Raw genomic sequence first — 26,596 nt, forward strand, 5'->3', positions numbered from 1 at the left:
GCACACCGAGGGTCGACTCTATGGAAATCACATCGCACGGTCTTTGGACCATGATCCACGGCATGCTCTTCGGCGCGCTTTATCTCCTCGCTTGCTCCGGAGCTATCGTCGAAATCCGGCGTTATTTCCAGCCGTCCGCCTCGAAGCTTGCCAGTCCAATCAGTACAAATTTTCTTCGCGTCTGGCTCGTCGTTATGAGCGCCCTCGCATGGCTCGCCGTTCTCACCGGAGCCTACATCGTCTATCCCTGGTACCGCGCCGTTCCGCCGCCTGGCACCTCAAACCTTGCCGCATATCCACAACGCCTTCTCATCGCAAGTCCCTCCACCAGCGCTTGGCACTCCATCGGTATGGAGTGGAAAGAGCACATCGCCTGGATCGCCGCCATCTCCATCACCATGGCCGCTGCGATGGTGCTCCGCTACGGCACAAGCCTCCGCCATCACCGCGAATTGCGAACCACTCTGCTCTCCTTCGTCACAGTGTCGTTCCTCGCCGCGGCAATCGCAGGCTTCTTCGGCGCCATGCTCAACAAGGTAGCCCCGGTTCAGGGTGGAACAACCATTCACCTCGTGCAGGAGCAATAAGTCATGCAGCCAGCAAACGCATCACAGACCGCAGAGATTTCCAACGGTGCCGGTACGGCCGCCGCACTGGCAGCAGGAGCCGCATCGTTCCTGCTCGCAATCCTCTCCATCCTCGGCGACAAACTCCCAAAATTCCGCCAGGCCATGATCTTCTATCGCCCCACCGGGCCGCTATCGGGCGTCACCACCTGCGCAATCCTTCTCTGGCTGCTCTTATGGATCATCCTTCATCTGCGCTGGTGCACACGTAGCATCTCCTCGCGAGCCAACATCGCAGCGCTGGCTCTGCTTTGTTTAGGAGTTCTACTTACCTTTCCGCCTATCGCCGATCTCTTCTAATCCTGCAAATTCATGCCGGCATGAAAGCTTCATCTGCGCCGCGGCAACCTATCATGGTTTCGAGACCAATTCAATTTAGATATCAAAATGACAAAGAAGCCATCACGCCGTTCCGAGAATCAGGATCTGTACATCGGCTTGGTGCGCTTGCACGTTCTGCATCACGCCGCTGAAGAGCCAATCTTCGGCCTCGGCATCATTCGCGAGCTCAGCCGTCACGGCTATCGCCTCGGCCCCGGCACTATATACCCGCTGCTGCACGGCATGGAGCGCCGCGGCTGGCTCAAGTCAAAGCTGCAGCTTGTCGCGGGCCGCAACCGCAAGGTCTATCTTGCGACCGCCGCAGGCCGCAAAGCCCTTGTCAAAGCCCGCAAGCAAGTGCAAGAGCTTTACGAAGAGATGGGCGAAGGCAAATAGAGCATAAGTAAATCCGGGACTATCGTCGCATTTGCCAAAGATTCCTACTCCATCTGAGTATTGATTTCCAGCATCATCTCCTTTGCTCTACAATTCGTGCAGTTTCAGGGCCCCTCATCAATGGCGCGGCATTCGATCCCCGCCACAAGATTCTCAAGGAGATGACGCCATGCAATCCCACACCCCAGGCACGCGATTCATGAAGAGTGTTCTGCTCGCTTCTTTGGCAGCATTGATCGTGCTTCCAGCACACGCTCAGTCTTCCACATCTTCCAACAGCTACCAGATCGGTTCTTCTCTCGAAGCGACCGCAGATCCCACTGTTCCGCGCCCACACACCAAACCCTGCGTCGTGACGTTACTTTCTGACGAAGCCTTCGGCGATTACAGCAACAAGCCATTCACCTATACTCCGCCATCCAAGTGCCCCGGACCGTGGGCCAAGGTTGTCTTCACGGGCGATCTCTCCATAGACGCCGGCGTGCAATATGATCGCACCGGAAACATCTTTCTCGGTAACGTTGATATCTACTTTGGCACAACTGCAGAACCGCTCCAGAACCAGACCAACACCTGGCATGTCGAGCGTGACCTGACCGACTACTCCGCGCTCTTCAAGAGTTCGCAGAGCGGTTTCGCGGCCATCTATAACATCGTTGAGCCTGGTCTGAACTCATTTATCCACGGCACATTCAACCTCGAGTTTTATCCTGCTGACTTTGCCAATCCAGCTCCGCGCACCTTCGATGCCGTACTGCCGATACCCAACAACTCCAACGGCACCTTCGCCATCGATACCGCCAATCCCGTGCTGAGCCAGAGCTTCACGCTGCCCACCAACATCGAAAGCGCCTATCTCGATGTCTTTGCACAAAGTCAGAACAGTTCAGGCGAAGAACAGTGGTTCTTCTGCGTGCCGACCAGCCTGGCGCCAACGCTGGGCGACTGCCAGGACACTTCTTTTCGTGAAGTAGAAGTAGCCATCGATGGCACACCCGCCGGCGTCGCTCCTGTCTTTCCGTGGATCTATACCGGTGGCCTCGATCCTTATCTCTGGACCCCCATCCCCGGCGTGCAGACCCTCAACTTCAAGCCCTACCGCATCGATCTAACGCCGTTTGCCGGGCAGTTGAGTGATGGCCAGCAACATACCATCGGCATCAGCGTTTACAACGCCTACAGCTGGTTCAGCACTGACGCTGTCTTGCTGCTGAACGAAGACCACGGCAGCAAGAAGATTACAGGCGAAGTAACAAAGAACACGCTCACCGCGCCCAATCCCACCGTCGATAATACTGTTTCGATCAACTCCTCTGGCATCGGTGGAGGAACTATCACTACAACCAATAGCCATAACTTCACCATCTCGGGCTACATCAACACCTCACACGGCCGCGTTGTCAGCACTGTCGATGAGGTGGTCAACTTTAAGAACGTGACCAACATCTCACTAACCACCACTCCTGCTGAAATCCAGGACGAAGTCCAGACGTCGACCGTCGACGCAAAGACCACCACGCAGGAGGGTCCCTTCTTCACCACCGAGGAAACCCACGTCTCGTATCCCTTCACCATCAATCTTTCGGATACATTCCTTTCCAGCGGCGACGTGCCTCAGGTCACCTCTATCGATCAGAAATACGCCGTCGATCACAAGCGCACCTTCGAGGGCTTTCCGATTTTCGAGTCGCATGTCAGTAACGAAGTCACCACGCAAGATTCCACCGAGTATGTCTTGTCTAATGGTGGCTATTACCTTGGTCCCAGCACCGGTCAGTCCAGCAAACAGACCTACATCTACCACGACAGCAATGGAGGCTGCTACAACCGCACCATCACAGCAGCCAATCTTGAACTAACCAACGTGAAAGATCAGAAAGACTGCCACGATTATCGAGTGAGATAGACTCCATCATGCAAAAGCGCAAAATATGGCGGAGCTCAACGCTCCGCCATTGCTACCGGTGGTTTCTGACAGCCTAAGATAGTAATGTCATGAAACCTATAACGGCTTCCCACTGGACACGGCGCAAGTTCCTCAGCAGCGCAGCTCAATCTGCAGGCGCTCTTTCCATCGCGTCACCACTCTCCAATGCCCTCGCCAGTTCAGCAGCGCCGCCATTCCAGGGCCGCTATCTAACCCACATCTCCGTCGTTCGCGTCAATCAGATCGAGGTCACTCCGACCCGCAATCTCGGCGAAGACGAAGCGCCACTCAACAGCCCGGACCACATCCGCTCGCGCCGCGAAGCCTTCGCCGCTGGATGCCCCAACGGCCGCATGACCTGGGCCATCAGTTGGCTCGCTCTCCACGACAATCGCAAGGAATATCAGGAAGCCCGCCGACTGCTCGCCTCCTATCACGACCGCTACGGTGATGAAATCACCTTCATCCCCGGCGGCTACTTCGCGCCCATGTTCGACACCCGCGAACACATCCGCAAGACCATGCATGACGCGCTCGGGCTCATCACCAACATGGTTGGCAACCACTACCGTCCACAGTCCATCGTCGCCGGCTTCATGGATTCGGAAAACATGCGCCTCCTCGCCACCGAAGAAGGCATCCACGTCTGCCAGGCCCAGATCTGGAGCCAGCACGCCATCGACAACGGCGACGGGGACGGCGGCATCTGCTATCCTTACTACCCCAGCCGCGAACATTACCTGAAGCCCGCCCAGGGCCCCGCAGATTTCATCGACTGTGTCTGTCTCGATGGCTGGACCTGCGATTTCCTCACCGCCCGCCGCAACGGCTTCGAAGGCAAGTTCAACTCACGCCTCGGTGTCGGCCCCATCGAAACCGTCGCCGATCTCGGCGAACAGGTCGGCCATCACGAAATGCTCGCCACCACCGCCATCCACTTCGACCAGGGCCACGCCCTCAACGGCTTCGGCTTCGTCACCGCCATCTGGGAAGTCTCCATCGGCCACGACAAAGATCTCACCTGGTGGCTGCAAAACGTCAAGCAACGCTGGCCCGACACGCAAGTCATCACCGAAGGTGAATTCGGCTTGGAATGGCGCAAACACTATCGTTCCAACGCCGCCATCAACTACCGCTTCGATGAAAGAGGCACCGGCGCGCCAGGTTCCGAAAAAGACCTCGAAATCCGCTGGTACATGAACGAGGAGTTCCGCCTCGCCCTGCTTCACAACTGGACCACCAACAGTCCCTGGAACGCCATCGACTTCACCCGCTACGACCTGCCCGCAAAAGAGCCGCCAAACCCCCAGCGTGAGTGGAGCTTGATGAACGTACTCAACCAGAAAGGCACCCGCCCCCAGGACAAGCCAAAGCGTCTCAGTCAGCTCTCCGCAGCGGATCAGCAGCGCATCTTCACACGCTATCCAGAGCTAAAAAAGTTCGCATAGACAAAATGCTGAATTGCTGCCGCTCCATCAGGCCCGGCAGCAATTCGTTCTTCATCGAATGTTCGATCTTTGATTTGCTGTTAGTAATAAAGATTCGCCTGCTGTGACAGACCGCCGCCATATCCGCATTGCGGAGTCAATCCAGACGAAGAATTCGTTACCGACCACGCCGGATCAACGACCTGCGAGAAGCTGTCGTTGTAGAGCGCGATATTGTGGAATGAGATAGAGCCATTCGGTGGGTAATTCGCGCATTGAGCGATGTTGTAAACCTCAAGCGCACCCGCGAATGCCCAATTAAAAGTCTGTCCCTGGCTCGAAGTATTGAGCATCTCGCTATACTTCCCGCTCGTGAGATCGTATGTCAGGATGTCCCAAGTAGCGCAGGACAAAGTACCCGCCGAGCACGTATCCCACATCTCGCCAAGAATGGTATCTCCAGCAGCTACCTTCTGCGGCGTAGCCTCGAAGACAGTGCCGCTCCAGCAGCAATTCCAGCTCGCAATACCCCAAGCCGATACATAATCCGAATTCCATCCCAGCACCGGCTGAAGAATAGTCTTCACGTCTGCATAGTCTTCCAGGCCCGGAAACAGATACACGGTCTGGCCGTTATTCGCGCTGGGCGCTGGTGGAACTGTCCATTCCGCCACAAGCTCACCAAAGGAGCTGCTCGTCGTAGTGCCGGCATACTCAACCCACGCATGCGAAATCGTAGGCTCTTTCGTTGCAGATGCTTCCTCAGAGACCTTTTGACCCTTGGCATCAAAGTGCGCAAACGAGCAGCTTTGAATGTCCGAATAAGTACCATCGGCATGACGAATAGCGTTCTCATTCTTCCGCACTTCATCACCTTTATTCAGGTGCTGAACACAGCTTGGATGAAAGTATCCGTAGGGCGTAATCACATACTCTGCGGGAACGGTAGCAGGACGCATCTGTCCCGCTGGTCTCTGGGCTTGCGCTGCCGTCAGGCTGGCTGCAAACGCGGTTAAGGCAATCGACTGCGTGAAACACTTCAACACTGAATTCCGAAACATAATCCATACTCCTGTCGCATTGAACTTCGAAATGCGGTTTCGGAATCTCTAGGTTAGATTGCGCAGACCGTCCGCTTTCGTACTGCCTATTAGTGCTGCCTTGACCCGCATCGTTGCAGACGTCGACAAAACTCGCGCGTTTTTCTCATCTTCATCTGAAGCGCATAAACACGACTCGTAGATCAGATCGCGAGTGTTCGCGTTGGTCATCTTCCGCTTGGCAATCGCGATCGACGACAATAGATCCATCGCATGATCACCGTCATCGCAGCGCTCTCGTGCCTTATCTGGATATATCTAGTCGTGTTGCACGGCAGGTTATGGAGTACGTCTCAAACACTCGATGCCGCCACTCCATGCGGCAATGCAGCGATAGCCGTAATCGTCCCCGCGCGCAATGAAGCAGAGAGTATCCGCGAGTGCCTCACTTCGCTCCTCGCGCAGCATTACACCGGCAAGCTATCCATCATCCTCGTCGATGACAACAGCACCGACGGCACTGGAGCAATCGCAGCATCGCTCAACGCAGGCAATCGTCTCCACGTCATCAGCGGATCGCCATTGCCACACGGCTGGAGCGGCAAGCTCTGGGCCGTCCATCAAGGCCTCAACCATCCCGTCGCACAACAAGCCCAGTACAACTTGCTAACCGATGCCGACATCGTCCACGCGCCCAATCACATCTCGCAGCTAGCCACGAAAGCAGAAGCCGATCATCTCGATCTCACCTCCGAGATGGTTCGTCTTCATTGCGAAACAGCAGCCGAGCGCGCTCTCATCCCCGCCTTCGTCTTCTTCTTCCAGATGCTCTACCCCTTCGACTGGGTCAATGATCCAGCCAGGCAAACCGCAGGCGCAGCCGGAGGCGCAATGCTCGTCTCACGCGCGGCAATAGACCGCATCGACGGCGTCTCCCACATCCGCCATCACCTCATCGATGACTGCGCGCTAGCGAAAGAAATCAAATCCACCGGCGGCCGCATCTGGCTCGGCCATGCCGAGTCTGCCACATCGACACGCGTCTACAAAGACTGGCAAGAAATCTGGAACATGATCGCCCGCACCGCCTATGTTCAGCTCCGCCACTCGCCAATCATGCTGCTAGGCTGCGTCCTCGGCATGAGCCTCATCTATCTCGCCCCACCGGTCTTCACTCTCTTCGCTCACGGTATGTCGCGCATCCTCGGCGCAGCCTCATGGCTCGCGATGGCGCTCACCTTCCAGCCCACACTGCGCCGCTACCAGCGCTCACCGCTCTGGGGCGCAGCCCTGCCCATCATCAGTCTCTTCTATCTAGGCGCAACCATCGCCTCAGCAGTGCGCCATTACACAGGCCAAGGCGGCGGCTGGAAAAACCGCGTCTACCCCGGTACTCCCGCCGCATAGTGCGATTGGCGCGAGCATGCATCTTTTCCTGCAAGCGTAATAATCTTCTATTTATGTCGCTGCAACGTCCAAAAGTCCAGGGAATCGATCTCGATGCACAAACACGCTGCGCTCACTATCGAAGTCCTCTCGACATCATCGCTATTAAGATGAAATGCTGCGGCGTCTACTATGCCTGCAAAGATTGTCATGAAGCGCTAGCAGGCCATTCTGTCGAGACATGGCCTCAGTCCGAGTGGACACAGCCAGCCGTGCTTTGCGGTGTATGCGGAGAAGAATTGAGTATCGAGCAATACATGGCCAGCGGTTATGAATGCCCTGCCTGCGGCGCAGCCTTTAACCCTGGCTGCCGCAACCACTACCACTTTTATTTTGCAGTCACTCCCTGAGCTTCTAACGAGAGTGTTCCTCGATAAACTCGCCGAAGATCAAAGCGCACTCCTCCAGAAACACTCGATCCCCCGCTCCAAAGGCGCTGAGGTCATGGCTATCGATATCGATCTCTCCAACAATCTTTCCGGCCGCCGTGATCGGCACAACAATCTCCGATTTCGTCTCAATCGAACAAGCCAGATATCTCGGGTCTGCAGAGACGTCGTCCACGATCACCGTTTCTCCCTGCGCCACAGCTGCTCCGCAAATGCCCTCACTCACCGGTATGCGAACATGCTCCGTAGCCGCCCCATGAAAAGGGCCCAGCACAAGCACGTTCTCATCATCCGGATCGAGCATATAGAACCCAACCCAGTTGTAATGCGGCAAGCGTTCGGCAATCAGATCGACACTAAACCGCTGCAGAGAAGCGAGATCATCAGCACTCGCTGCAAACCGCCTTATCTCGGCGACAATCTCCTCAAAAGCCATCATCGTCATTCTTCTATTGTCCATCGTGTGACTCAAACAGAATTCAAGCCGATTTCACAAAGCGCAGAGCCACCGAGTTCATGCAATACCGAAGACCAGTAGGCTTCGGCCCATCGTCGAAGACATGCCCAAGATGCGCCTCGCACAGCCGGCACGAAACCGCAGTACGCATCATACCCAGCGACAGGTCGCCGCCCTCATGAACATTTTCCTTCGCAATCGGCTGCCAGAAACTAGGCCACCCCGTTCCCGACTCAAACTTGGTATCTGAGCTGAAAAGCGCCGTATCGCAGCAGATACAGCGGTAAAGCCCCTTGTCATGCAGATTCCAGTACTCTCCCGAATACGCGCGTTCCGTACCCGCATGGCGCGTCACTTCAAACGCAATAGGAGATAGCTGCTGTCTCCACTCTGCTTCGGTCTTCACAACAAGAGGCAAAGTCGCCACATCCTGCCTCTGTCCTCCATCCGAAAATTTCACGATCTTTACATCTTTCGGCGCGCTGTTCTTCGCCGCAACCGATTCAACTTCATAGCGAAGACGAAAAGCAATCATTGCTGCAGCCGCACCGCCTGCGATAACGAATCCGCGACGAGTCATCAGCCTCGTCATCTTGTCTGACGCATCAATCATGACCCCTCCCATCTGGATCTTCATCCGAAGGTAAAGGAAAATACCTGTACACCCGGGTCTTCAAATTCAATGGCGAAGACGTGATCTTCCACAGACCCCTTCTGCCGCACCAGTTGATACAACCGGTATTCCGTCACTGTTCCGTTGCCCTGATCGTCCGTATCCACGCCATGATTCTCACCCGGCGCATGACCATCGATCGTCACGCGAAAGCGCACCGGCTTTCCGTTATAAGTCGGCCCGAGCACAAGATGTAAATCGCGCGCATGAAAGTGAAAGATAATCTTCCCGCCAGCCGCCTTCAGCACTGCATTCTGATCGTGTTCCGTCCACTTGCCCGCCATTCCCCATTCGTTCAAGGCAGGGTGAGACGGTTCAGTGTAGGCATGCTCTACATCTTTTTTGATTCCGTCCGGCGAAGCAAAGTGCGCAGCCCGCGCATATCCAATGTAGGTCTCAGGAGATTTCACCTCCCTCATATCAGGCGCGGCCTCCACTCCTTTTCCTTGAACGTCCGCTGTATTGCCCGGCATAGTTGCTCCAGCCCGTTCCTGCAGCAGCTCCTGAATCCATTTCTCTGACTGGTCGTACTGTCCCTCGCCAAAATGCTCGTACCGCACCTTGCCCTTCGCATCAATGAAGTAGTGCGCAGGCCAGAATTCATTGTGAAATGCATTCCAGATCGCGTGATCGCTATCCAGCGCTACTGGATAAGTGATCCCCAGCTTCTGCACGGCCTTTTGCACGTTCTCCTGCTCGCCCTCAAACCCAAACTCCGGCGAGTGCACGCCAATCACCACCAACCCGCTATCTTTGTACTTATCCGCCCACGCGCGGATATAAGGTAAAGCCCGCAGGCAATTGATGCACGAGTAAGTCCAGAAATCTACCAGCACCACCTTGCCCTTAAGCTGCTTCGGCGTCAGCGGTTTCGAATTGATCCACCCCGTCGCGCCAGTAAGCCCATACAAAGGCGAGCTCCCAACAATGCTGTGCTCGTTTTCCTGAGCAATGGATTGGCTGGCAACGACACAGCACAACACCGCGGCAACCGCCGCAAAAAGCGACAGCTTCATCCCACGCCGGTAAGAAACAACAGCCATCCGGTTTCCATCCCTTTCCGCGAGCACTATAAATAGTAGTGAGGTGCTGGCCCTTTGTCAGACGAAACCCTTCAGATAGATGCTTCGGAAGAACAGCGAGTTACAGAGCTCCGCAACGCCCAAATCAAAGCCGAACAGCTGTTTAACGAAATTGAATCGCAAAACATCATTCGCGCCGGCATCACCGAAAGCCAGGTAAACGCGGCTATCTACGCCCTTGCGGAAAAAATGTTCGGCATATTGACCTACTGGCATAAGCGCATAGTCCGCGCGGGCAAAAACACCCTCGCACCCTACGCCGAAAACCCACCCGACCTGCTCATCCAGGAAGACGACATTCTCTTTCTCGATCTCGGGCCCGTCTTCGAAAACTGGGAAGCGGATTTCGGCCGCACCTTCGTCATCGGCTCCGATCCAGCAAAGCTCAAGCTGTGCGACGACGTAGGCGCAGCGTTCGCTGAAGGCAAACGCTACTTCCACCAGCATCCCGACATCACCGCCAACCAGCTATTTGCGCATGCCACATCCCTCGCCGCAAAGTACGGATGGGACTTCGGCGGCCCCATCGCGGGCCATCTCATCGGCCAGTTCCCACACGAAAAAATTTCCGGCGACAAAATCACCCTCTACGTCCATCCAGACAGTAATTTGCCCATGCATTCGCTGGATGAAAAAGGCCAGAAACGCCACTGGATACTCGAGATCCACTTCGTCGATCGCGAGCGCGAAATAGGCGGCTTCTTCGAAGAACTACTCACCGTATAAGAAGCCCGAGTCATGAGCTCCGTTCCAGCGAGCCCACAGCGCACGCGACCCCAACATCCGCGTCGAAGCCATCATGGCCGTTTCCGATGCCTTCAGGTAACTCGGCTCTAACCCAGGTTCCGCTTATACAACTCCGTCAATTCCGCCCAAGCCCGCTCGGCTCCGGCTTCGTTGTAGACCTGGCTTCCGCGCACCGTCCAGCCGTGGTTACAGCCGTCGAATACCTCCACCGTAGCCTTGAGATGAGCCGCTGCGAAAGCTTCCTTCAGCTTGTCCTTCGCCGCAGGATCGCGCTTGTCATCGTTATCCGCCACGCAGCACAGCACCTCGGCCTTCATCTGCGCAACCATCAGGTGAGGGCTGTCGGGCTTATCCGTTACCAGCCCGCCGCCATGAAAGGTCGCCGCCGCGCCAATGCGGTCAGCTCGCGTCGCCGCCGTGCGAAACGTAAGCGGACCTCCCATGCAATATCCCTGCACGCCCATCTTCTTCGTCTTATCCGTCTGCGGCTGCGCATCGAGAAAACTCACATACGCCTTTGCGTCGCTGATATTCGCATCCGCCGTCAGCGCCTGCGCCATCGGCATCACCTTCGCGCGGTCTTCCGGCTTCGAAAAATCAAACGATCCATCCACCACCGGCGCCTTTGCATTGCGATAGAACGGATTCGGCACCAGCACCGCATAGCCCTGCGCAGCCAGCCGTCTGCCCATCTCGCGAAACACCGGCCGCAACCCCAGAATGTCCGTCCATACCAGCACCGCAGGCCATGGCCCTTTACCCTCGGGATAAAACAGCGCCGAGTCCGAAACCCCCGAAGCCATCGGCACGTTCACATCCTTCTCTACGATTTTGATAGGCTCCGCCGCAGCCGCCGAGCTCAGTACCACCGTCGTCGCCGCAGCAGCCATAAACGCCCTCCGCGAAACCGTAGGATCATGCGTCAGGCCCTGGTGAATAAATTCATCGCACATAAGCGCTTCTCCCTCTTTTTCCGAATGTTGAATTGGCAGTACGGTTCACTCTGTATCGCTTCATCGATACCGGCGATGCGCCGCCACAGAAGAATATCTCTTCGCGGCGAAAAATGTGTCACAGCAAAAGTCGGCACGTATTCAAGAACCACATCGCCATCGCCCAAATAGCAAAAAGTCGATCAACCTCGGGAAACACACGCTCTCGCAGAAAGAGAGGCGCCGGCAGCGAGGCCATCCTGATTCCGTACGGCAACCTTACGGCATCTTCATCAACCAAAGAAATGCAAGAATCAGAACCGCAGGAAGGAATGAGCCCGCATATGCCAGCTTCCGAAGTCGGCGATTGTCCGGATTAGCGCGGATGATCAACATCCCAGGAAACGTCAGGCACAACGCGACTACAAAGTCTGCGACAAGAATCCCCCGATCATGAGTCACCAGCGGGCATATCAGCGTTCCGATGTAGACCGCTACGAACAACCACTCTTCCGGATTCATAGGAAGAGCGCGGCGAACAAACGGTATCCCCATTCGTCGAAGCTCGTCCTTGAATTCGTCGTAACGGTCGATCGTCTCCGGAACCAGAATCCATCGATAGCGATTGGAGCTGCGAATATAGAGTCCGCGGACCAATCGGACTTCCTCGGCTCGAACAATCTCCTCGCGACTAAACCGCCGCTCTTCGCCATTTGGGTAGAGCTGGCGGACCTCACCTTCAGTCACTATGTAACTCCTGCCGACGATTGCGTCCACAACGTCCGTTAGCTGTTTTCGCCCTCTTCGGAAAGTCCAGCCCATAAGCTGCATTCCGAGAACGATGAGGACAACGGGAAGAGAGCGCAGCGGATCAGAACGCAGGCCAATTCGAGTATCGACAATCATCGCGACGAAGCTGCCGATGATCAGAGTCACCCCGATGATCCTCATCGGGAGCGCATTGCGTTTCGCTTTGGCACGGACCTTCTCGATTGTCTCTTCGCTATACCCGTACACGGCCATGCACACGAGCATAGCACTTTGTTTCCTGAGCTATAACTACTGTCGCTGGGTACGAATAGCAGTTACTTCCCACCATGATGCGTATCCAGATTCTCAAACCGCGTGAATTTCCATAGAAAAGTGAGTCCGATTGAAGTTACAGCAACGAAACAAGCGAAATCGATTGCTGCAAGATGAAGAATGTTGTGCCTTTTGCGACTCTTCAGCAAGCGTAGCAGCGATTTCCCGTCAACTGCTTCCTGCCGCTGCTTACGGCGTCGGGCGCTCAAATCATGGATATATTCTTAATAGGCAGCAGAGCTCGCCGAGCAGCATCAACTAGAGCCCCTGCTGGTTGAAAAGCAGTTTTGGACCTAACGATATTGCCCGCGCCTACGATGCCGTAGCCAGAGGCAGCAAAGGTAAGGTGGTCCTTGAGCTTTGATCGCCGCAGTTTTCTCGCATCCGCGGTTGTGGGACTCGACGTTTTTCGTCGCAAGATCGCTTGGTTCAATTTCAACCAGCAACCCAGCATTTCGAGGCAGAAGTCTATGACGAGCATTCCCGATATTCCTCTAACGTCTCACCATCGCATCGAAGCTGACGGGGTTCATGTGTTTTACCGCGAAGCGGGTCCCACCAACGCTCCGGTCATTCTCTTGCTCCATGGATTCCCCACGTCATCGTTTCAGTATCGAGAGCTGATTCCGCGCCTTGCCGACCGCTATCGGGTGATCGCTCCCGATTTGCCGGGCTTTGGCTTCACTGAGGTTCCTGCGGAGCGCGGCTATCACTATACCTTCGACGCCTTGGCAAAAACCATCTTCGCCTTTACTCAGGCTCTCAAACTTACCCGTTACGCAATGTACGTATTTGATTACGGAGCGCCTACGGGCTTCCGTCTGGCGTTGATGGCGCCCGATCGTGTGACCGCCATCATTTCGCAAAATGGCAATGCTTATGAAGAAGGCTTGGGCGATGCCTGGCAGCCGATCCAACGCTATTGGCGCGAACCCACACTGGAGCATCGGAATGCCATCCGCACAGGCCTGACCGCGGAAGGAATGCGTCACGAGTATTCAGTCGGAATCCCGGACCCGGCTCTCATCAAACCCGAGGGCTACACCCTGGACGCTGCGCTATTGGCGCGTCCTGGAAACGTTGATATTCAGCTCGATCTGTTCCTCGACTATGCCAATAATGTGAAGCTGTATCCCAAATTCCAGGAGTACTTTCGAACCGCGAAACCTCCGCTCCTCGCAATATGGGGCAAGTTCGATCCGTACTTCATACCTGCTGGAGCAGAAGCGTTCAAGAAAGACATCCCGACCGCTACCGTCAGGTTCCTGCCAACGGGACACTTCGCGCTTGAAACTCACTTGCGGGAAATATCCATTGCGATGCGTGAGTTTCTAATGGAACACGGGGAGAGTACGGCCTCTGAAGACGCTGCCCTCTAGTCCGCGCAATGCGAAAGCAGACACCACAGGTTGATAACGATGAGCCGGCTTGTGTTCAGTAATCTCAACTATTGGCTCCAGAGCAATGCGCTCACCCGAGACACCATCCGCAAAGATCAATCAAACAGGAATGGAATAATCATCCGATCAATGCTCTATCGCGAATGGCTACTCCCCGCCATGATGCGTGTCCAGATTCTCAAACCGAGTAGACTGCGAGAGAAACGCCGCTAAATTCGAATAGGGAAGGGTGAGTGCCAAGCTTACTTGTTAGCTAAATATGCGACGACCTTACCTTGCATTGCCTATGACACTGTCGATCCAGCTTGCGAAAAAGGAGATGCGAGCGTTCGAAAAATCCTGTCCGCAAATCCCCTGACGATACGTGTCTGAGTGCATCGTGAAATAATCCGCTTTCTGTGCGTCCAGGCCATGCGCTACGCCGGCCAATTTCCACGCTCCATGGTCGTTGAGTAGGACAGGGCCACCGCTATCACCGCCACCAATCACACCTTCCAAAGGCAACGCTTTCGCACCACAGTCGAATCTATAGACCAGCAATTGATTGTCTGTGCTGATGACTTGGTTGTATGCCCTGCGCAATGCGCCCCTGGTTGGCGCTTTTGGATCAGCGCCCTGCAGGTCGTTCCCTGTAGCACCCTTCCCGTAAATTTTTGCCACTTGCCCTTGCTCGTCAAGACGCCTGTACAGAGCTACGGGAACCACGTCCTCAACGGGATTGGTCAACTCGAGAAGCGCTATATCATGCATGGATGCCCGAGCAGAAGCATGCCTCGCCAGCCATGACTCTGCATCTACTGATTTTACGTCTCGGAAAAGTTTGCTCCAGGTGATTGAGAAGGCCATGTAGTCGGGATAGCGCACGATCTTTGAAACTTCTCTCCGCTTGCCATTGATCACCACGTAATTATGCGTGGTCTGCATATCCATCGTGGCATGTGCGGCCGTGACAACCCATTGCTTTGCGATCAATACACCATGACCTTCCCCTGGCAAATCAACGAGTGCCGGAAAGTCTTTTCCCGAAACGGCATATTTTGCATCGGGAACATCATGCCGGATAACGATGGCATGAGCTGTAATGGCAACTCCTAACAAGGCGAGCAAGAAATAGCGAGATGACTTCAAGGAGCGGTTTCCTCAGGCAAATGAAGGATAGATAGAAAGGACCTCATAGAACGCCAGCTTTCAGGTGAAGATCGAGGTGAATTTTCACGCAAGGCAATCTTCTCTATCATGCATGAATCCGTTTGAGAAAAGCCATCGGTAGAGCGGATGAGTTCTTAACTGGCCACATCAGGTCAAAGCGCCATTGATACACGATCCGCAGGAATAAAATCGAGCATAAATTCGGACAATCACGATTGCCGCTCGATCGCGAATGCCTACTCCTGGTGATGCGTATCCAGATTCTCAAACCGCGTAAACTGCGATAGAAACGCCAGCTCCACCGATCCCGTCGGACCGTTACGCTGCTTGGCGATAATAATCTCCGCCTTGTTCTTATCGTCCGGATTCTCTTCCTTATCGCGGTTGTAATAACTCTCGCGGTGAATAAACGCCACCACGTCTGCATCCTGCTCAATCGATCCCGACTCACGCAGATCGCTCAGCAGTGGCTTCTTGTCATCGCCGCGCCGTTCACTGTTACGCGATAACTGGCTCAGCGCAATCACCGGCACATCCATCTCCTTCGCCAGCGCCTTCAGCCCGCGCGAAATCGCCGAAACTTCCTGTGTCCGGTTCTCGTACTTCTTACCGCCCTGCGTCGGCAGCGTAGCCGTCATGAGCTGCAGATAATCGATCACTACCAGATCCAGCTTGCCGCCATTCGCCTGCTTCAGCCGCCGCGTCTTCGCCCGCATCTCCGCCAGCGAAATACCCGGCGTGTCATCGATAAACACCTTCGACTCCACCAGCTCTTCCAACGCCCTGCGCAGCTTCTCCTGATCCTCGCGCCCCAAAAAGCCCGTCTGCAATTTGCGCTGATCAACCCACGCCTGCGAAGCAAGCATTCTTCTCAACAGCGCCTCTTTCGACATCTCCAGCGAAAACACCGCCACCACCGCGCCGCCCTGCACCGCCGCGTTCTGCGCAATGTTGATCGCCCACGCCGTCTTACCCATCGAGGGCCGCGCCGCAATGATGATCAGCTCGCTCTTCTGCAACCCCGACGTCATCTTGTCGAACTCGATAAAGTGCGTTGCCAGCCCCGTAACCTCGCGCGCCTGCGAATACAGGTTGTCGATTGACCCGAACGACCCGGCGACAATATCCTCCAGGCTCGCCAGCCCCTTCGAGATGCTCTTCTCGCCGACCACCATCAGCTGGCCTTCGGCGGCATTCAGCACATCCAGTGCCGTCTCGCTCTGGTCGGCAGCGCGCGCAATCGCCGCCGAGCAGATCAGCATCAGCTGCCGCAGCAGGCTCTTGTCCTTGACGATCCGGATGTACTCTTCGATGATCGGCCGCCGCGGCAGCCCCTCGGTCAGCGACGTCAGATACGCCACGCCGCCCACCGACTCGATCTCCTTGTACCGCGCCAGCTCATTCGCCAGCGTCACCAGGTCAACGGCATGCCCGGCCGACTCCAGCTCCGTCATCCGCATGTAAATGCGCTGATGCGAATCCAGCGAAAAGTCCTCAGCCGTCAGCTTTTCCTGCGCCTCGGAAATCGCCTGGTTGTCCAGCAGAATCGCCCCAAGAATCATCTTCTCGGCGGATACGTTCGCAGGTAAGCCCTGGTCAAGACTGAATGTGGAAGAAGCGGCCATCTCAATCCAAGTTTATTGGAAACAGAGCCGTTTTTCTGTGCCTGTGGACAGTGAGGAAATCTCCTCTCGGTCTCTGCAAAAGGGAGATCGGAGGGAGCAGGGGCATTCATGCCCCTGAATCATCCGGTGGGAAGAACGGGGCTTCAGCCCCGGTCTCTCACCACAGATGCTTGCACTATAACGGTAAAGATAGACGCAGGCTTCTGGCTCTTTGCTACGTTGTCAATAGCTTAGAGCCGGTTTCCGTCGAGACTTCGCTCAACGCACCATATGAAAAGTCCGGCTCCAGCGCGTCCCGGTAAAGAAGTGCAAAGCCACATGCCCCATCCACGCCAGCGAATTGCCAATCCCTTTTTTCTCACCTTGGTCATCCGGCGTTTCGAAAGACCAATAGTTGAACAATGGCCGTCCGATAATGTTTTCCCGCGGCACGAAGCCCCAAAAGCGCGAGTCCAGGCTGTTGTGCCGGTTGTCGCCCATCATGAAGTACATGCCGGGTGGAACCACCAAGTCGCCGTCGTGCACATAATTTGAGAAGCTCACAGCCCACGACTCTGCGGCCCCAGTCGCCTCCGATGGGGGTACTGCGGGAAAATCATCGAGGAATTCGTTGAAGTTATCCGTCGTCGTCGGCTGCGCAAATCCAACAGGCTGCGCGACGCCATTCACGATCACGATGCCGTTGCGAAGATGAATATGATCGCCTGGTACGCCAATCAACCTCTTCACCAGGGGAGTGTATTTCGGTGTTCCATCCGCGTCAGTGGCATCAATACCTGACTGATAAACAGGCTTGCGGAACACCACAATATCGCCGCGCCTCGGCTCGCGATACCTTATGAGCGGCATCCACGAAGCGGGCGGCGATAGCGTGATCTGATCGACGAGCAGATGATCGCCAACCAGCAAAGTGTTTTCCATCGACCCCGACGGAATCATATAGTTTTGGCCTATAAACGTCAGGATGAACAGCCCCACCACCAGCACCAGACAGATGCTCGCGACCGCTTCAAACGGCGTCTCTTTGTCCGCATCTCCACCCTGAGCGTCAGGATTCGCCGGCGCCACAATCGCGGGCTGCATGTTGTTTTTTCCCATGTATTAATCCCAATCCTTTGAGCACGTTTCTCAAGACAGGCCTTGAACCCCGGCTGCTGTCACCAATATAGCCGCTGGGCTATTTCCATTTGGGTGACAAGTCCAATTACCTCGTCAGAACAACCTGGCCGGTGTTCAGCAGACTAGAATGATCCCCGCCGCTGTTGCGTCCTGTTATTGCCGCGCCAATTTCTCAACGAGGTCTCCTCGCGATGCTCCGTAAGATCCCTGCTCTCAATCTGCTGTCTCTCATGCTCTTCGCTGCCGCCGTCACCCTCCACGCCGCCGCGCCCGATCCACCAGCCGACTGGCACGCCGCCGTCCGCAATGAAATGCCGCTCCTAGGCCATCGCAACTGGATCCTCGTTGTCGATTCCGCCTATCCGCTCCAATCCGCGCCCGGCATCGAAACCATCGAAACCAACGACGGCATGACCGACGTCCTCCGCTACGTCCTCGGCACAATCAATCGCTCCGAACACGTCCGCCCCGACATCACCCTCGACGCCGAACTCCCCTACGTTCCCGAAGAAGACGCCCCCGGTGTCTCGCATTATCGCGACGAGATCAAAGACCTCCTGCATCCATACAACGTCACCTCACTGCCCCACGAAAAAATCATCGCCAACATTGCCGAAGCCAGCCGGACCTTCCACATCCTCGTCCTCAAAACCCACCTCGCCATCCCCTACACTTCAGTCTTCATTCGCCTCAATTGCCGCTATTGGAGCGACGAAGCCGAGTCCCACCTCCGCGCCCGTATGCAGTCTTCACCCAATCCTTAAACGAAACTCACCGGTCACCTGCCAGCTTCCATTTCCAGCTGCTCACCCCGAGCCAACTAAAATGGTCTTAAGGGGTAGCTCTTTTATGAAGTCATTCGCATTTCTCCTTCGCACCACTTTTGCCGTCCTTAGCCTGCCCGCATTGGCCATGCCTGCTTTCGCTCAGGAAGCCGCATCAACCGCGCCGCCCGTTGTGAACGCGCCCATCACCACCACCGACAATCCCGCCATCGCCGATCTGCAGAAGATTGAAACCAAGTGGTCAGACGCTCTCAATCAGCGCGATCAGTACGGCCTTGAACTCGTTCTCTCGCCGCTCTTCATCAACGTCGCCGCCAACGGAGACGTCACCACCCGCAATCAGCAGATCGTAGCCCTCATCAACCAGGACGACAAAACCGCCGTTACCGACATGCATGTCATCACCGTCCGCATGCTCGGCGACGTAGCGGTAGCCAACGGCACCTACTCCTACCGGCACAAAGTCAATGGCAATGAAGTCATCGATAAGGGCGTCTTCACCCACGTCTTCCAGCGTCAGCACGGCAACTGGTACTGCCTCAACGCGCAGCGCACCGCCATTCGCGAAGACTCACCCAACAAGGCCAAGGCAAAGAAGAAAGAAAAGTCCGACGCCGAGCTGCCTTTCCACATCCCCATCTTCAGCAAAGACAAACAGACCGGCCCAACTGACGATCCCAAGCAGTAGCGCGTTTTCAAAAAGCTGTGAATTTCTTCTCGCAGCGTAAGGGGTTTTCCTGCTTGCGGTACACTTCCTCGCAGTATCGGAGGCCATCCATGGAAGAAGCCGTACGCAAGCCTCGCTGGAACGCCGCACCGTACTTCATCGTCGATGACGTAATCGCAACCGCCAACTTCTATCGCGACAAACTGGGCTTCCGTTATGAGCAGGTCTGGGGCGATCCGCCGTGCTTCACCATCATTCACCGCAACCGCGCCCACATCATGCTCAGCCAGCCCGCGCAGCCCGGCTCCATGCGCCCCAACAGCACCGTCGATCCCGAACAAACCATCTGGGACGCCTACATCTGGATCGACAACGCCGATGCCCTCTACGAAGAATTCACGCAGAAAGGTGTCACCATCACTGCGCCTCTTTGCGACCAACCCTACGGCTGCCGCGAATTCACCATCCGCGATTGCAACGGCTACACCATAGGCCTCGGCCAGATCATCGAATAAGCCAGCGGCGCATCAATCAGCAAGCAGCCTCCGACACCAACAAAAGTTGTCATCCTGAGCAAAGCGAAGGATCTGCTTTTGTCTTCGCCGGTCTTTCGGTCATTCCCAAACCGAATCTGCTTCTCCCCAACAAGCGAGCGTAATCCACCATCGCGGAGCCGTTCACACTCCCACTCCACAGTCGTTGTCGCTAAGCGACAACGACCTCAGGCCCACGCGCCCGCTTCTCCCCTTGTATCCGTATCGAAACATGCACCAGCCCCAGCGCTGCCGGAGTCACCCCCGGAATCCGGCTGGCCTGCCCAATCGTTTCCGGCCTAACCCGCCCCAGCTTCTCCTGCATCTCCCGCGATAACCCACTGATCACCGAGTAATCCAGCCACTCCGGAATCCGCACACCCTCCGCAGCTTTCAGCTTCTCAATCGCCTTCTTCTGCTGCTCCAGATACCCGGCAAACTTGATCTCCGTCTCGACAGCCTTAGCCTCATTCCGCGCAACAGACCGAGCCACAGCATCCTCTGTCTTCAATATCGAATCTGGGTGCCCTATATCTGGATGACGTTCTTTGTCGTCCAGATGTGAGAGCGATGTTCGATGTTGAAGCGAAATCAGCGCATAATCCACTAGCAAAGGATCGCTCCTCAATTCATTCACCAGCGCCGGTAGCACCCGATCAATCGTCACCTCAGGCCGCTTCAAAAGCACCGCCCAGGTAGCACCCGGATTCGCCTTCACTAACTCCACCAGCGATACCGGGTGCCCCATCCTTTCGGCGCTTTCTGCCGAAAGGGTGGGTACCACTAATCCCCCGTCCTCAGTGGCCTGATCTCTGATCTTTGATCCCTGCCCCCCGTTGGCTGGTCCCTGGTCCCTGCTGGGGTGGTTGATCCCTGGTCCCTCAATCGCATTCGCCTTCTTCGTCTTAAGCAGCTTCTCCAGCGCCGCCATCCGCTCCTGCTTGCGCTCATAAGCAGCCCAAGTCGCATCATCCACCAGCCCCAGCTTCCGGCCATAAGCCGTCAACCGGCGATCCGCATTATCAATCCGCAAATGCAGCCGAAACTCCGCCCGTGAAGTAAACATCCGGTACGGCTCGTTCGTCCCCTTCGAGATCAAGTCATCAATCAATATCCCCGTATACCCCTCAGTCCGGTCCAGCGTAAACGGAGCCTCGCCCTTCACCCACAGCGCCGCATTGATCCCGGCCATCAGCCCCTGACAAGCCGCCTCTTCATAGCCGCTCGTCCCATTGATCTGCCCCGCCAGATACAGCCCCTCCATGCACTTCACCTTCAGCGCACGATCCAGCTCCGTAGCATCCACCGCGTCATACTCAATCGCATAACCCGGCCGCAGCATCTCCGCATCTTCCAGTCCCGGAATCGACCGCACAATCTCTGCTTGCACTTCCATCGGCAGCGAAGTCGACATCCCGTTCACATACACCTCATGCGTGTTCAGCCCCTCCGGCTCCAGAAAGAACTGGTGCTGCGTCTTATCCGGAAACTTCACAATCTTGTCTTCAATCGACGGACAATACCGCGGTCCCACGCCCTCAATCTGCCCCGAATACATCGCCGACCGCCCCACATTCTCGCGAATAATCTCCAGCGTCCGTGGCGTCGTGTAAGCAATATGGCAGCTCACCTGCGGCTGCACAATCTTCGTCGTCCTGAAACTGAACGGCGTCGGATCAGCATCCCCCGGCTGCTCCGCAAAAGCCTCCCACCGTATCGTCCTTCCATCCAGCCGCGGAGGCGTCCCAGTCTTCAACCGGCAAGTCCGCAACCCCAGCCGCCGCAGCGCCTCACCCAAAAGCACTGAAGCAGGCTCCCCACTCCGCCCGGCCGGATACCGCTCCTCCCCGCAATGAATTAACCCATTCAAAAACGTGCCAGTAGTGATGACAGTAGCCCGAGCCATCAACCGCCGCCCATCTCTAAGCTTCAACCCCAGCACCTTTCGAATTCGCTTTTGTTCGCTGGTCCCTGATCCCTGGTCCCTGGTCCCTGCTTCACCGGTCCCTGGTCCCTCGACCGAATCCGCCGGGTGCCCCATCCTTTCGGCGTTCTGTGCCGAAAGGGTGGGTACCACCAATCTCGCGTCCTCAGCCACCCGACCTCTGATCTCTGACCCCTGATCTCTACCCACCTCTTCCAGCACCAGATCAGTCACTTCCGCCTGCTTGATATGCAGATTCCGCTGCCCCTCCAGCACCTCGCGCATCTTCACCCGGTACTGCGCCTTATCGCACTGCGCCCTCGGACTCCAAACCGCAGGCCCCCGCGAAGTATTCAGCAGCCGAAACTGAATCCCCACCGCATCCGCCACCACACCCATCACGCCACCCAGCGCATCCACCTCGCGCACCAGGTGCCCCTTGGCAATGCCGCCAATAGCGGGGTTGCAAGACATCTGCGCAATCAGATCCAGATTCATGGTGATCAGGGCAGTCTTCAACCCCATGCGCGCCGCCGCCATAGCAGCCTCGCACCCGGCATGCCCCGCCCCAACAACAGCCACATCAAACTCTTCCGTAAAACCCATATATACCCATTCTACGGATTTCCAAATTTTGTCGCATTTGCTATTGGGCTGCGCCAACACCCCTGACAGCATAAAGCGATGTCGACCTACTACAAGCCGACAGTGAGGAACGGCAAGCGTGTGATATATCGCTCCATCGATCCCGAAGAGCAGAAAAATGCGCTCTCCAGGTCGATCGTCCCATTCCTGATCTTTGCGCTCGTGGCGCTCTTACTTCAGTTGCTTCCCTGCAAATAAGGTTTGGCCACACAGTGAACTTGCCGGCAACCGAGACAAAGCCCCGAGCGATCGTGCTCTTATACAACGATGTTTTGCCAAGATGCCAACGTACGGACAACCATTGTGCATCGTCTATTACTGACTACATATCGCCGGATAGGACGCTCCCCAAGCTCCAAAGCTCCACCAGATTGAGATTCCCCTTCAAGTTGTTATCCAGAGCGCAGCGAAGGATCTGCTTCTCCATAGCAAAGCGTCAAGTCCCGCGCCGCTCACTGCCCCAAAGACCAGCATCACACATCCCCCTCACACTGCTCCCGTATGCAACAATCCCAAAATGCACCGCAGCGCGCTCATCCTTCTTCTCACCGCATCGCTAGCCTCAGCCCATGCCCCCGAAACCCCCAGGTCCTACGACTGCTACCGCGCCCCGCACCCCATCAAGATCGACGGCAAGCTTGACGACCCCGCATGGCGTCGCGCCTCCTGGACCACCGATTTCGTCGATATCCGTGGAGACGCAGGCCCCACTCCCCGCTTCCGCACCCGCGCCAAGCTCCTCTGGGATGACACCTACCTCTATATCGCCGCCGAGCTTCAGGAGCCCGACGTCAAAGCCACCATCACCCAGCACGACGCCGTCATCTACCACGACAACGATTTCGAGCTCTTCCTCAAGCCCCCCGCCGAAGTTGACACTCCCGACGGCTCAAAACAGCCAGCCACCGGCTACTTCGAATTCGAAATCAACGCACTTAACACCAGTTGGGATCTCTACCTCGACAAGCCCTATCGCCTGGGCGGTCACGCCGACTCAAGCTGGAACATCCCCGGCCTGAAAACCGCCGTAGCCGTGCAGGGCACACTCAACAACCCCTCCGACACTGACCACGGCTGGACCGTCGAAATCGCCATCCCCTTCGCCGCCTTCGCCAGCCGCCTGCCCGTCACCGCACCCCACGCAGGCGATCAATGGCGCGCCAACTTCAGCCGTGTCGAGTGGCCCAAAGGCGTCGATGGCCACAACCCCGCGAACAACAAACCCGGCGTCCACACCGAAGACAACTGGGTCTGGACCCCGCAAGGCGAAATCAACATGCACATCCCCGAACACTGGGGCTATCTAAACTTCCGCAACCAACCCTGAGCCGGCATCATGGCCTGTAGCCATCGGTCAGCGTATTCAAAAAAGCCACAATATCTTTGATCTCCTGCTCATCAAGAGCAGGCTTTTCGCCGCGATGTCGATTAAAGGGCGCATCCTTGACGTCGACAGCAGCCCGGTGGCCCGGCGGCAGATCATCATACATCGCCACAGTACCATCCGCTCTGCGCGGGTACCATCTCTCCGGTCGCGTCTCCCGCTCCACATAGAATCGAACCGCATCCTCCAGCGAATGCACCGCGCCGTTGTGAAAGAAAACTCGCCGCGTCGCCACGTTGCGCAGCGTGGGCGTCTTGAACAGTCCGCAATAGCTCAGGTTGGTAACATCCTTGCGCAGCGGACCGCACAGGCCTTCATCGAAGTACGCCGGATCGCGATTGACCGCGAGATGCCTGTTGCGCGGCACCGCCAGCGCTTCGAACTCATAGTCCGTGAATGCAGGCGCAGCGCGGTTTTTCGTCGGCTTGTCCAGATGGCACATCGCGCAATTGCCCTTGTTTGGATCGTCAAACAATTGCAAACCACGCAACTCCTGCGCCGTGAGTTGCACACGGCCAGCCAGATAGTAGTCGAATTTGCTGTTATACGCATGGAAACTGCGGTCCTCCGTCATGAACCGCGCCAGCGCAAGATACATGTCGGCTAAGCCGGCCTTCGGCGACCCAAGCGCATCGGCGTCGAAGACAGCAGTGAATTCATTGGCGTACGGCGCGGCCTTGAGTTTAGCCAGCAATGCCGCGGCGTCTCTGTTGGCCATCTCCCTTGGGTCCAGTAGCGGACCGCTTGGCTGATCGGCTAGGGTCGCCGCGCGGCCATCCCAATCCATGCCGCCCTCAGGAACAACCGGTTCGCCATGCAAAGGATTCAGATAGTTTCCCGGCGTGATCCTGACACTCGCCAACGAAGCAGAAAGTCTGGAGGCTTTGGCCACAACATGTTCGTCAGGATCGGAAGCGCTATCCAGACGGACCCTGAATCGCGGCGTACGCTCCAGATACGTGAGGGTCGGCACCGCGCGAATACCCTGCAGGCGCAGCTCGCTTCCGCCCAATTGTGCCGGCAGCCCATTGGCCGGCGCATAAGCATGTGCCGGGTCGTGGCAGGTAGAGCACGACATTTTGCCGGAACCGGACAGGCTCGGGTCGAAAAACATCTTCTCGCCCAGCCGCGCCATCGCGCTCAAAGGCACCGCCGGAGCATCCAGCCGCGCCCCTGCCGCCTGTTCAACGGCCGTAGTGTTAGAAGATTTCCCTCTCTGTGCCGCATTGGACGTTCCCTGCATGGGCGTTTGGCTCGACCAGCAGGCTACGGTAATCACAATCGCAGCAAGCAGCGGAATCAGTCGCATGACTTACTCAATCCTCACGCCGGTAAACGCCAGCTCAGCAGCGAAAACGCCGACACGAGAAGTGAGGATATCGCGCCTCTATTACATTTCAGATAAAAACGAGGTTTAGAGAAGAGTCAGAACCGAACGGATCAAGCTCATCCGATGTTTAGATCATGAAGAAACTGTTCTTCACCGCTTTTTCAGGACTACAGCCGGGTGTGGGTGCCTGATATCTCGAAGAGATGTGGGACCAAATTCGCGCAAAGCGCAAAACGGAAAGATCAGAGACACTCGTGCTCCCCCTAAGGGCAGGGCACCATCAACAGGTAGGCCGGGGATTTATCCCCGGCACAAAGCCAACTCCAACATCGGGGCTTCAGCCCCTGAGGCGAGCTTTGATCTTGATCAGCGGGTACTTGTACGCGAGTGTATCTTTCACCTCAGGCCATCCATTTCGCTGCTATCCCGAATTCACTTCCCAGCATAATCACCCAGCAACCCCAACCCCACCAGGCTCTCAGCCGTAGCCACCACCGCCTCCTCATTCGATCGCGGTTTCCAACCCAGCACGCGCTCCGCCTTGGCATGACTCATCTGCTTCACCTTACCCAGCTCCGGCAATATCAGCTTCGCGGCCTCGTCCCGCAGCGCCACCAGCCGCACCATCCAGTTCGGAATCACCCGCCTCGGTACGCGCTTCGCTGCCTCACCCAGCCTCTCGCGCAATGCACGCGCCATCCGCACCATCGGCCACGCCTCACCGGCAACCGCCAGAAACCGCTCTCCATTCGCCTCCGCGGCAGTCATCGCCCGCAGATGCAGATCGGCCACATCCCGTACATCCACTATCCCAAACCACAGCTTCGGACATCCCGGCAATTGCCCCATCATCAGCCGCTGCACCAGCAGAATGGATGCCGAATAATCCGGTCCCAGCACCGGCCCAAACACCGCCACCGGATTCACCACAGCCATCTCCAGCTCTCCGCCCTCGCGTCTCCACCAGTCCCACGCCGCCATTTCCGCCACGGTCTTCGATTTCGGATAAGCAGCCAGCCCCTGAGAATTCGGATCCGTCCAATCCGTCTCATCAAACGGCTTCGTGCGTGGCTTATGTCCATACCCGATCGCCGCAAACGAAGAAGTCACCACCACCCGCTTCACCCCAGCACCGCGCGCCGCTCTCAACACCCGCAGCGTCCCCTCCCGTGCCGGCACAATCAGCTCATCCTCATGCTTCGGCGCATGCGGAGGCAGCGGCGAAGCCACATGCAGCACATACTCGCATCCCGCCACAGCCTCGGCCCATCCCGCATCCTTCTCCAGATCCGCCTCAAAAAACCTCAGCCGTGCCCCCGGTCCCGACAGCAGATTCGCGCCACCCGCCTTCAACATTGCCTTCACATCGGTCTCGCGCTTCCGGCTCCGCACCGTAGTCCGCACGTCATGCCCCGCTTCCAGCAATTGCAGAATGCAGTGCGCTCCAATAAACCCTGATCCACCCGTCACCAGAACAGAACTCATACCA

26 protein-coding genes are annotated in these 26,596 nt (G+C 56.6%); 14 read left to right on the top strand and 12 right to left on the bottom strand.

The genetic code is table 11. From position 1 onward, the window contains the following. Nucleotides 1–20: 20 nt before the first annotated feature. From OHL22_RS17745 to OHL22_RS17765, 5 genes are all read left to right on the top strand, one after another. On the top strand, nucleotides 21–587 hold the full coding sequence (locus tag OHL22_RS17745; protein ID WP_263340273.1) for a hypothetical protein: 567 nt from the start codon (nucleotides 21–23) through the stop codon (nucleotides 585–587). A 3-nt stretch (nucleotides 588–590) separates the two neighbouring features. Further along, a complete protein-coding gene (locus tag OHL22_RS17750; protein ID WP_263340275.1) occupies nucleotides 591–926 on the top strand; it encodes a hypothetical protein in 336 nt (111 codons plus the stop codon). Between the two features lie 87 nt (nucleotides 927–1,013). Next, nucleotides 1,014–1,343 carry a PadR family transcriptional regulator gene (locus tag OHL22_RS17755; RefSeq protein WP_263340277.1) on the top strand — a complete coding sequence of 110 codons (330 nt, stop codon included), beginning with the start codon at nucleotides 1,014–1,016 and terminating at the stop codon, nucleotides 1,341–1,343. Nucleotides 1,344–1,512: 169 nt separating this feature from the next. Continuing rightward, on the top strand, nucleotides 1,513–3,249 hold the full coding sequence (locus OHL22_RS17760; RefSeq protein WP_263340279.1) for a peptide-N4-asparagine amidase: 1,737 nt from the start codon (nucleotides 1,513–1,515) through the stop codon (nucleotides 3,247–3,249). Nucleotides 3,250–3,338: 89 nt separating this feature from the next. Further along, nucleotides 3,339–4,718 (top strand): DUF3863 domain-containing protein, encoded by a 1,380-nt coding sequence (locus OHL22_RS17765; protein ID WP_263340281.1) that lies wholly within the window; start codon nucleotides 3,339–3,341, stop codon nucleotides 4,716–4,718. 80 nt (nucleotides 4,719–4,798) lie between these two features. Here OHL22_RS17765 and OHL22_RS17770 read toward each other — a convergent pair whose 3' ends face one another. Beyond that, nucleotides 4,799–5,758 carry a hypothetical protein gene (locus OHL22_RS17770; RefSeq protein ID WP_263340284.1) on the bottom strand — a complete coding sequence of 320 codons (960 nt, stop codon included), beginning with the start codon at nucleotides 5,756–5,758 and terminating at the stop codon, nucleotides 4,799–4,801. A 252-nt stretch (nucleotides 5,759–6,010) separates the two neighbouring features. Between OHL22_RS17770 and OHL22_RS17775 the strand changes: the two genes are divergently transcribed. Beyond that, nucleotides 6,011–7,144 carry a glycosyltransferase gene (locus OHL22_RS17775; RefSeq protein ID WP_263340287.1) on the top strand — a complete coding sequence of 378 codons (1,134 nt, stop codon included), beginning with the start codon at nucleotides 6,011–6,013 and terminating at the stop codon, nucleotides 7,142–7,144. A 53-nt stretch (nucleotides 7,145–7,197) separates the two neighbouring features. Beyond that, on the top strand, nucleotides 7,198–7,533 hold the full coding sequence (locus OHL22_RS17780; RefSeq protein WP_263340290.1) for a CHY zinc finger protein: 336 nt from the start codon (nucleotides 7,198–7,200) through the stop codon (nucleotides 7,531–7,533). A 4-nt stretch (nucleotides 7,534–7,537) separates the two neighbouring features. On the opposite strand, the gene OHL22_RS17785 is transcribed toward OHL22_RS17780, so the two are convergent. From OHL22_RS17785 to OHL22_RS17795, 3 genes are read right to left on the bottom strand one after another with little or no spacing between them, the layout of a single operon-like run. Continuing rightward, complete coding sequence (locus tag OHL22_RS17785; RefSeq protein WP_263340292.1) at nucleotides 7,538–8,032, bottom strand: GAF domain-containing protein; 495 nt, start codon at nucleotides 8,030–8,032, stop codon at nucleotides 7,538–7,540. Nucleotides 8,033–8,051: 19 nt separating this feature from the next. Further along, nucleotides 8,052–8,642 (bottom strand): peptide-methionine (R)-S-oxide reductase MsrB, encoded by a 591-nt coding sequence (gene msrB / locus OHL22_RS17790; protein WP_263340294.1) that lies wholly within the window; start codon nucleotides 8,640–8,642, stop codon nucleotides 8,052–8,054. Between the two features lie 20 nt (nucleotides 8,643–8,662). After that, nucleotides 8,663–9,745: a thioredoxin family protein gene (locus OHL22_RS17795; protein ID WP_263340296.1), complete on the bottom strand. Its 1,083-nt coding sequence runs from the start codon at nucleotides 9,743–9,745 to the stop codon at nucleotides 8,663–8,665. A 54-nt stretch (nucleotides 9,746–9,799) separates the two neighbouring features. Here OHL22_RS17795 and OHL22_RS17800 point away from each other — a divergent pair, with 54 nt between their 5' ends. Continuing rightward, nucleotides 9,800–10,510, top strand: a complete 711-nt coding sequence (locus tag OHL22_RS17800; protein WP_263340298.1) for a M24 family metallopeptidase — start codon at nucleotides 9,800–9,802, stop codon at nucleotides 10,508–10,510. 107 nt (nucleotides 10,511–10,617) lie between these two features. Here the strand turns inward: OHL22_RS17800 and OHL22_RS17805 are convergent, their stop codons facing one another. Together OHL22_RS17805 and OHL22_RS17810 are read right to left on the bottom strand one after the other, a co-directional pair. Then, entirely contained in the window at nucleotides 10,618–11,484 is an 867-nt protein-coding gene (locus OHL22_RS17805; protein WP_263340301.1) for a dienelactone hydrolase family protein, read from the bottom strand. A 258-nt stretch (nucleotides 11,485–11,742) separates the two neighbouring features. Continuing rightward, a complete protein-coding gene (locus tag OHL22_RS17810; protein WP_263340304.1) occupies nucleotides 11,743–12,498 on the bottom strand; it encodes a hypothetical protein in 756 nt (251 codons plus the stop codon). A gap of 518 nt (nucleotides 12,499–13,016) precedes the next feature. Here OHL22_RS17810 and OHL22_RS17815 point away from each other — a divergent pair. Beyond that, complete coding sequence (locus OHL22_RS17815) at nucleotides 13,017–13,925, top strand: alpha/beta fold hydrolase (RefSeq protein WP_263340306.1); 909 nt, start codon at nucleotides 13,017–13,019, stop codon at nucleotides 13,923–13,925. A gap of 291 nt (nucleotides 13,926–14,216) precedes the next feature. Here the strand turns inward: OHL22_RS17815 and OHL22_RS17820 are convergent, their stop codons facing one another. From OHL22_RS17820 to lepB, 3 genes are all read right to left on the bottom strand, one after another. Beyond that, nucleotides 14,217–15,074, bottom strand: a complete 858-nt coding sequence (locus tag OHL22_RS17820) for a trypsin-like serine protease (RefSeq protein WP_263340307.1) — start codon at nucleotides 15,072–15,074, stop codon at nucleotides 14,217–14,219. Nucleotides 15,075–15,331: 257 nt separating this feature from the next. Then, a complete protein-coding gene (gene dnaB, locus OHL22_RS17825) occupies nucleotides 15,332–16,720 on the bottom strand; it encodes a replicative DNA helicase (protein ID WP_263340310.1) in 1,389 nt (462 codons plus the stop codon). A 258-nt stretch (nucleotides 16,721–16,978) separates the two neighbouring features. Further along, the gene (lepB, locus tag OHL22_RS17830) at nucleotides 16,979–17,818 is read right to left on the bottom strand and encodes a signal peptidase I (RefSeq protein ID WP_263340312.1); all 840 of its coding nucleotides are present in this window, start codon (nucleotides 17,816–17,818) and stop codon (nucleotides 16,979–16,981) included. A 212-nt stretch (nucleotides 17,819–18,030) separates the two neighbouring features. On the opposite strand from lepB, the gene OHL22_RS17835 reads away from it, so the two are divergent. From OHL22_RS17835 to OHL22_RS17845, 3 genes are all read left to right on the top strand, one after another. Beyond that, on the top strand, nucleotides 18,031–18,603 hold the full coding sequence (locus OHL22_RS17835; protein ID WP_263340314.1) for a hypothetical protein: 573 nt from the start codon (nucleotides 18,031–18,033) through the stop codon (nucleotides 18,601–18,603). 85 nt (nucleotides 18,604–18,688) lie between these two features. Further along, nucleotides 18,689–19,312: a nuclear transport factor 2 family protein gene (locus tag OHL22_RS17840; RefSeq protein ID WP_263340316.1), complete on the top strand. Its 624-nt coding sequence runs from the start codon at nucleotides 18,689–18,691 to the stop codon at nucleotides 19,310–19,312. A gap of 89 nt (nucleotides 19,313–19,401) precedes the next feature. Beyond that, complete coding sequence (locus OHL22_RS17845; RefSeq protein ID WP_263340318.1) at nucleotides 19,402–19,806, top strand: VOC family protein; 405 nt, start codon at nucleotides 19,402–19,404, stop codon at nucleotides 19,804–19,806. 190 nt (nucleotides 19,807–19,996) lie between these two features. Here OHL22_RS17845 and OHL22_RS17850 read toward each other — a convergent pair whose 3' ends face one another. After that, entirely contained in the window at nucleotides 19,997–22,354 is a 2,358-nt protein-coding gene (locus OHL22_RS17850) for a tRNA uridine-5-carboxymethylaminomethyl modification enzyme MnmG/GidA (protein WP_263340321.1), read from the bottom strand. A 78-nt stretch (nucleotides 22,355–22,432) separates the two neighbouring features. Between OHL22_RS17850 and OHL22_RS17855 the strand changes: the two genes are divergently transcribed. Together OHL22_RS17855 and OHL22_RS17860 are read left to right on the top strand one after the other, a co-directional pair. Further along, nucleotides 22,433–22,591, top strand: coding sequence for a hypothetical protein (locus tag OHL22_RS17855; protein ID WP_263340323.1), 159 nt, complete (start codon nucleotides 22,433–22,435; stop codon nucleotides 22,589–22,591). A gap of 319 nt (nucleotides 22,592–22,910) precedes the next feature. Then, entirely contained in the window at nucleotides 22,911–23,720 is an 810-nt protein-coding gene (locus OHL22_RS17860; protein WP_263340325.1) for a carbohydrate-binding family 9-like protein, read from the top strand. Nucleotides 23,721–23,727: 7 nt separating this feature from the next. Here OHL22_RS17860 and OHL22_RS17865 read toward each other — a convergent pair whose 3' ends face one another. Then, on the bottom strand, nucleotides 23,728–25,086 hold the full coding sequence (locus OHL22_RS17865) for a cytochrome-c peroxidase (RefSeq protein ID WP_263340328.1): 1,359 nt from the start codon (nucleotides 25,084–25,086) through the stop codon (nucleotides 23,728–23,730). Nucleotides 25,087–25,539: 453 nt separating this feature from the next. After that, nucleotides 25,540–26,592 carry an SDR family oxidoreductase gene (locus tag OHL22_RS17870; RefSeq protein WP_263340331.1) on the bottom strand — a complete coding sequence of 351 codons (1,053 nt, stop codon included), beginning with the start codon at nucleotides 26,590–26,592 and terminating at the stop codon, nucleotides 25,540–25,542. Nucleotides 26,593–26,596: the final 4 nt, after the last annotated feature.

The sequence above is a fragment of the Acidicapsa dinghuensis genome, from assembly GCF_025685685.1.
Taxonomy (GTDB): Bacteria; Acidobacteriota; Terriglobia; order Terriglobales; family Acidobacteriaceae; genus Acidicapsa; species Acidicapsa dinghuensis.

Excerpts from the sequence above, each read along its gene's own strand:
- OHL22_RS17745 (WP_263340273.1), top strand. The coding sequence starts at position 21 with ATGGAAATCACATCGCACGGTCTTTGGACCATGATCCACGGCATGCTC.
- OHL22_RS17750 (WP_263340275.1), top strand. The coding sequence starts at position 591 with ATGCAGCCAGCAAACGCATCACAGACCGCAGAGATTTCCAACGGTGCC.
- OHL22_RS17755 (WP_263340277.1), top strand. The coding sequence starts at position 1,014 with ATGACAAAGAAGCCATCACGCCGTTCCGAGAATCAGGATCTGTACATC.
- OHL22_RS17760 (WP_263340279.1), top strand. The coding sequence starts at position 1,513 with ATGCAATCCCACACCCCAGGCACGCGATTCATGAAGAGTGTTCTGCTC.
- OHL22_RS17765 (WP_263340281.1), top strand. The coding sequence starts at position 3,339 with ATGAAACCTATAACGGCTTCCCACTGGACACGGCGCAAGTTCCTCAGC.
- OHL22_RS17770 (WP_263340284.1), bottom strand. The coding sequence starts at position 5,758 with ATGTTTCGGAATTCAGTGTTGAAGTGTTTCACGCAGTCGATTGCCTTA.
- OHL22_RS17775 (WP_263340287.1), top strand. The coding sequence starts at position 6,011 with ATGATCACCGTCATCGCAGCGCTCTCGTGCCTTATCTGGATATATCTA.
- OHL22_RS17780 (WP_263340290.1), top strand. The coding sequence starts at position 7,198 with ATGTCGCTGCAACGTCCAAAAGTCCAGGGAATCGATCTCGATGCACAA.
- OHL22_RS17785 (WP_263340292.1), bottom strand. The coding sequence starts at position 8,032 with ATGGACAATAGAAGAATGACGATGATGGCTTTTGAGGAGATTGTCGCC.
- msrB (WP_263340294.1), bottom strand. The coding sequence starts at position 8,642 with ATGATTGATGCGTCAGACAAGATGACGAGGCTGATGACTCGTCGCGGA.
- OHL22_RS17795 (WP_263340296.1), bottom strand. The coding sequence starts at position 9,745 with ATGGCTGTTGTTTCTTACCGGCGTGGGATGAAGCTGTCGCTTTTTGCG.
- OHL22_RS17805 (WP_263340301.1), bottom strand. The coding sequence starts at position 11,484 with ATGTGCGATGAATTTATTCACCAGGGCCTGACGCATGATCCTACGGTT.
- OHL22_RS17810 (WP_263340304.1), bottom strand. The coding sequence starts at position 12,498 with ATGCTCGTGTGCATGGCCGTGTACGGGTATAGCGAAGAGACAATCGAG.
- OHL22_RS17815 (WP_263340306.1), top strand. The coding sequence starts at position 13,017 with ATGACGAGCATTCCCGATATTCCTCTAACGTCTCACCATCGCATCGAA.
- dnaB (WP_263340310.1), bottom strand. The coding sequence starts at position 16,720 with ATGGCCGCTTCTTCCACATTCAGTCTTGACCAGGGCTTACCTGCGAAC.
- lepB (WP_263340312.1), bottom strand. The coding sequence starts at position 17,818 with ATGGGAAAAAACAACATGCAGCCCGCGATTGTGGCGCCGGCGAATCCT.
- OHL22_RS17835 (WP_263340314.1), top strand. The coding sequence starts at position 18,031 with ATGCTCCGTAAGATCCCTGCTCTCAATCTGCTGTCTCTCATGCTCTTC.
- OHL22_RS17840 (WP_263340316.1), top strand. The coding sequence starts at position 18,689 with ATGAAGTCATTCGCATTTCTCCTTCGCACCACTTTTGCCGTCCTTAGC.
- OHL22_RS17845 (WP_263340318.1), top strand. The coding sequence starts at position 19,402 with ATGGAAGAAGCCGTACGCAAGCCTCGCTGGAACGCCGCACCGTACTTC.
- OHL22_RS17850 (WP_263340321.1), bottom strand. The coding sequence starts at position 22,354 with ATGGGTTTTACGGAAGAGTTTGATGTGGCTGTTGTTGGGGCGGGGCAT.
- OHL22_RS17855 (WP_263340323.1), top strand. The coding sequence starts at position 22,433 with ATGTCGACCTACTACAAGCCGACAGTGAGGAACGGCAAGCGTGTGATA.
- OHL22_RS17860 (WP_263340325.1), top strand. The coding sequence starts at position 22,911 with ATGCACCGCAGCGCGCTCATCCTTCTTCTCACCGCATCGCTAGCCTCA.
- OHL22_RS17865 (WP_263340328.1), bottom strand. The coding sequence starts at position 25,086 with ATGCGACTGATTCCGCTGCTTGCTGCGATTGTGATTACCGTAGCCTGC.
- OHL22_RS17870 (WP_263340331.1), bottom strand. The coding sequence starts at position 26,592 with ATGAGTTCTGTTCTGGTGACGGGTGGATCAGGGTTTATTGGAGCGCAC.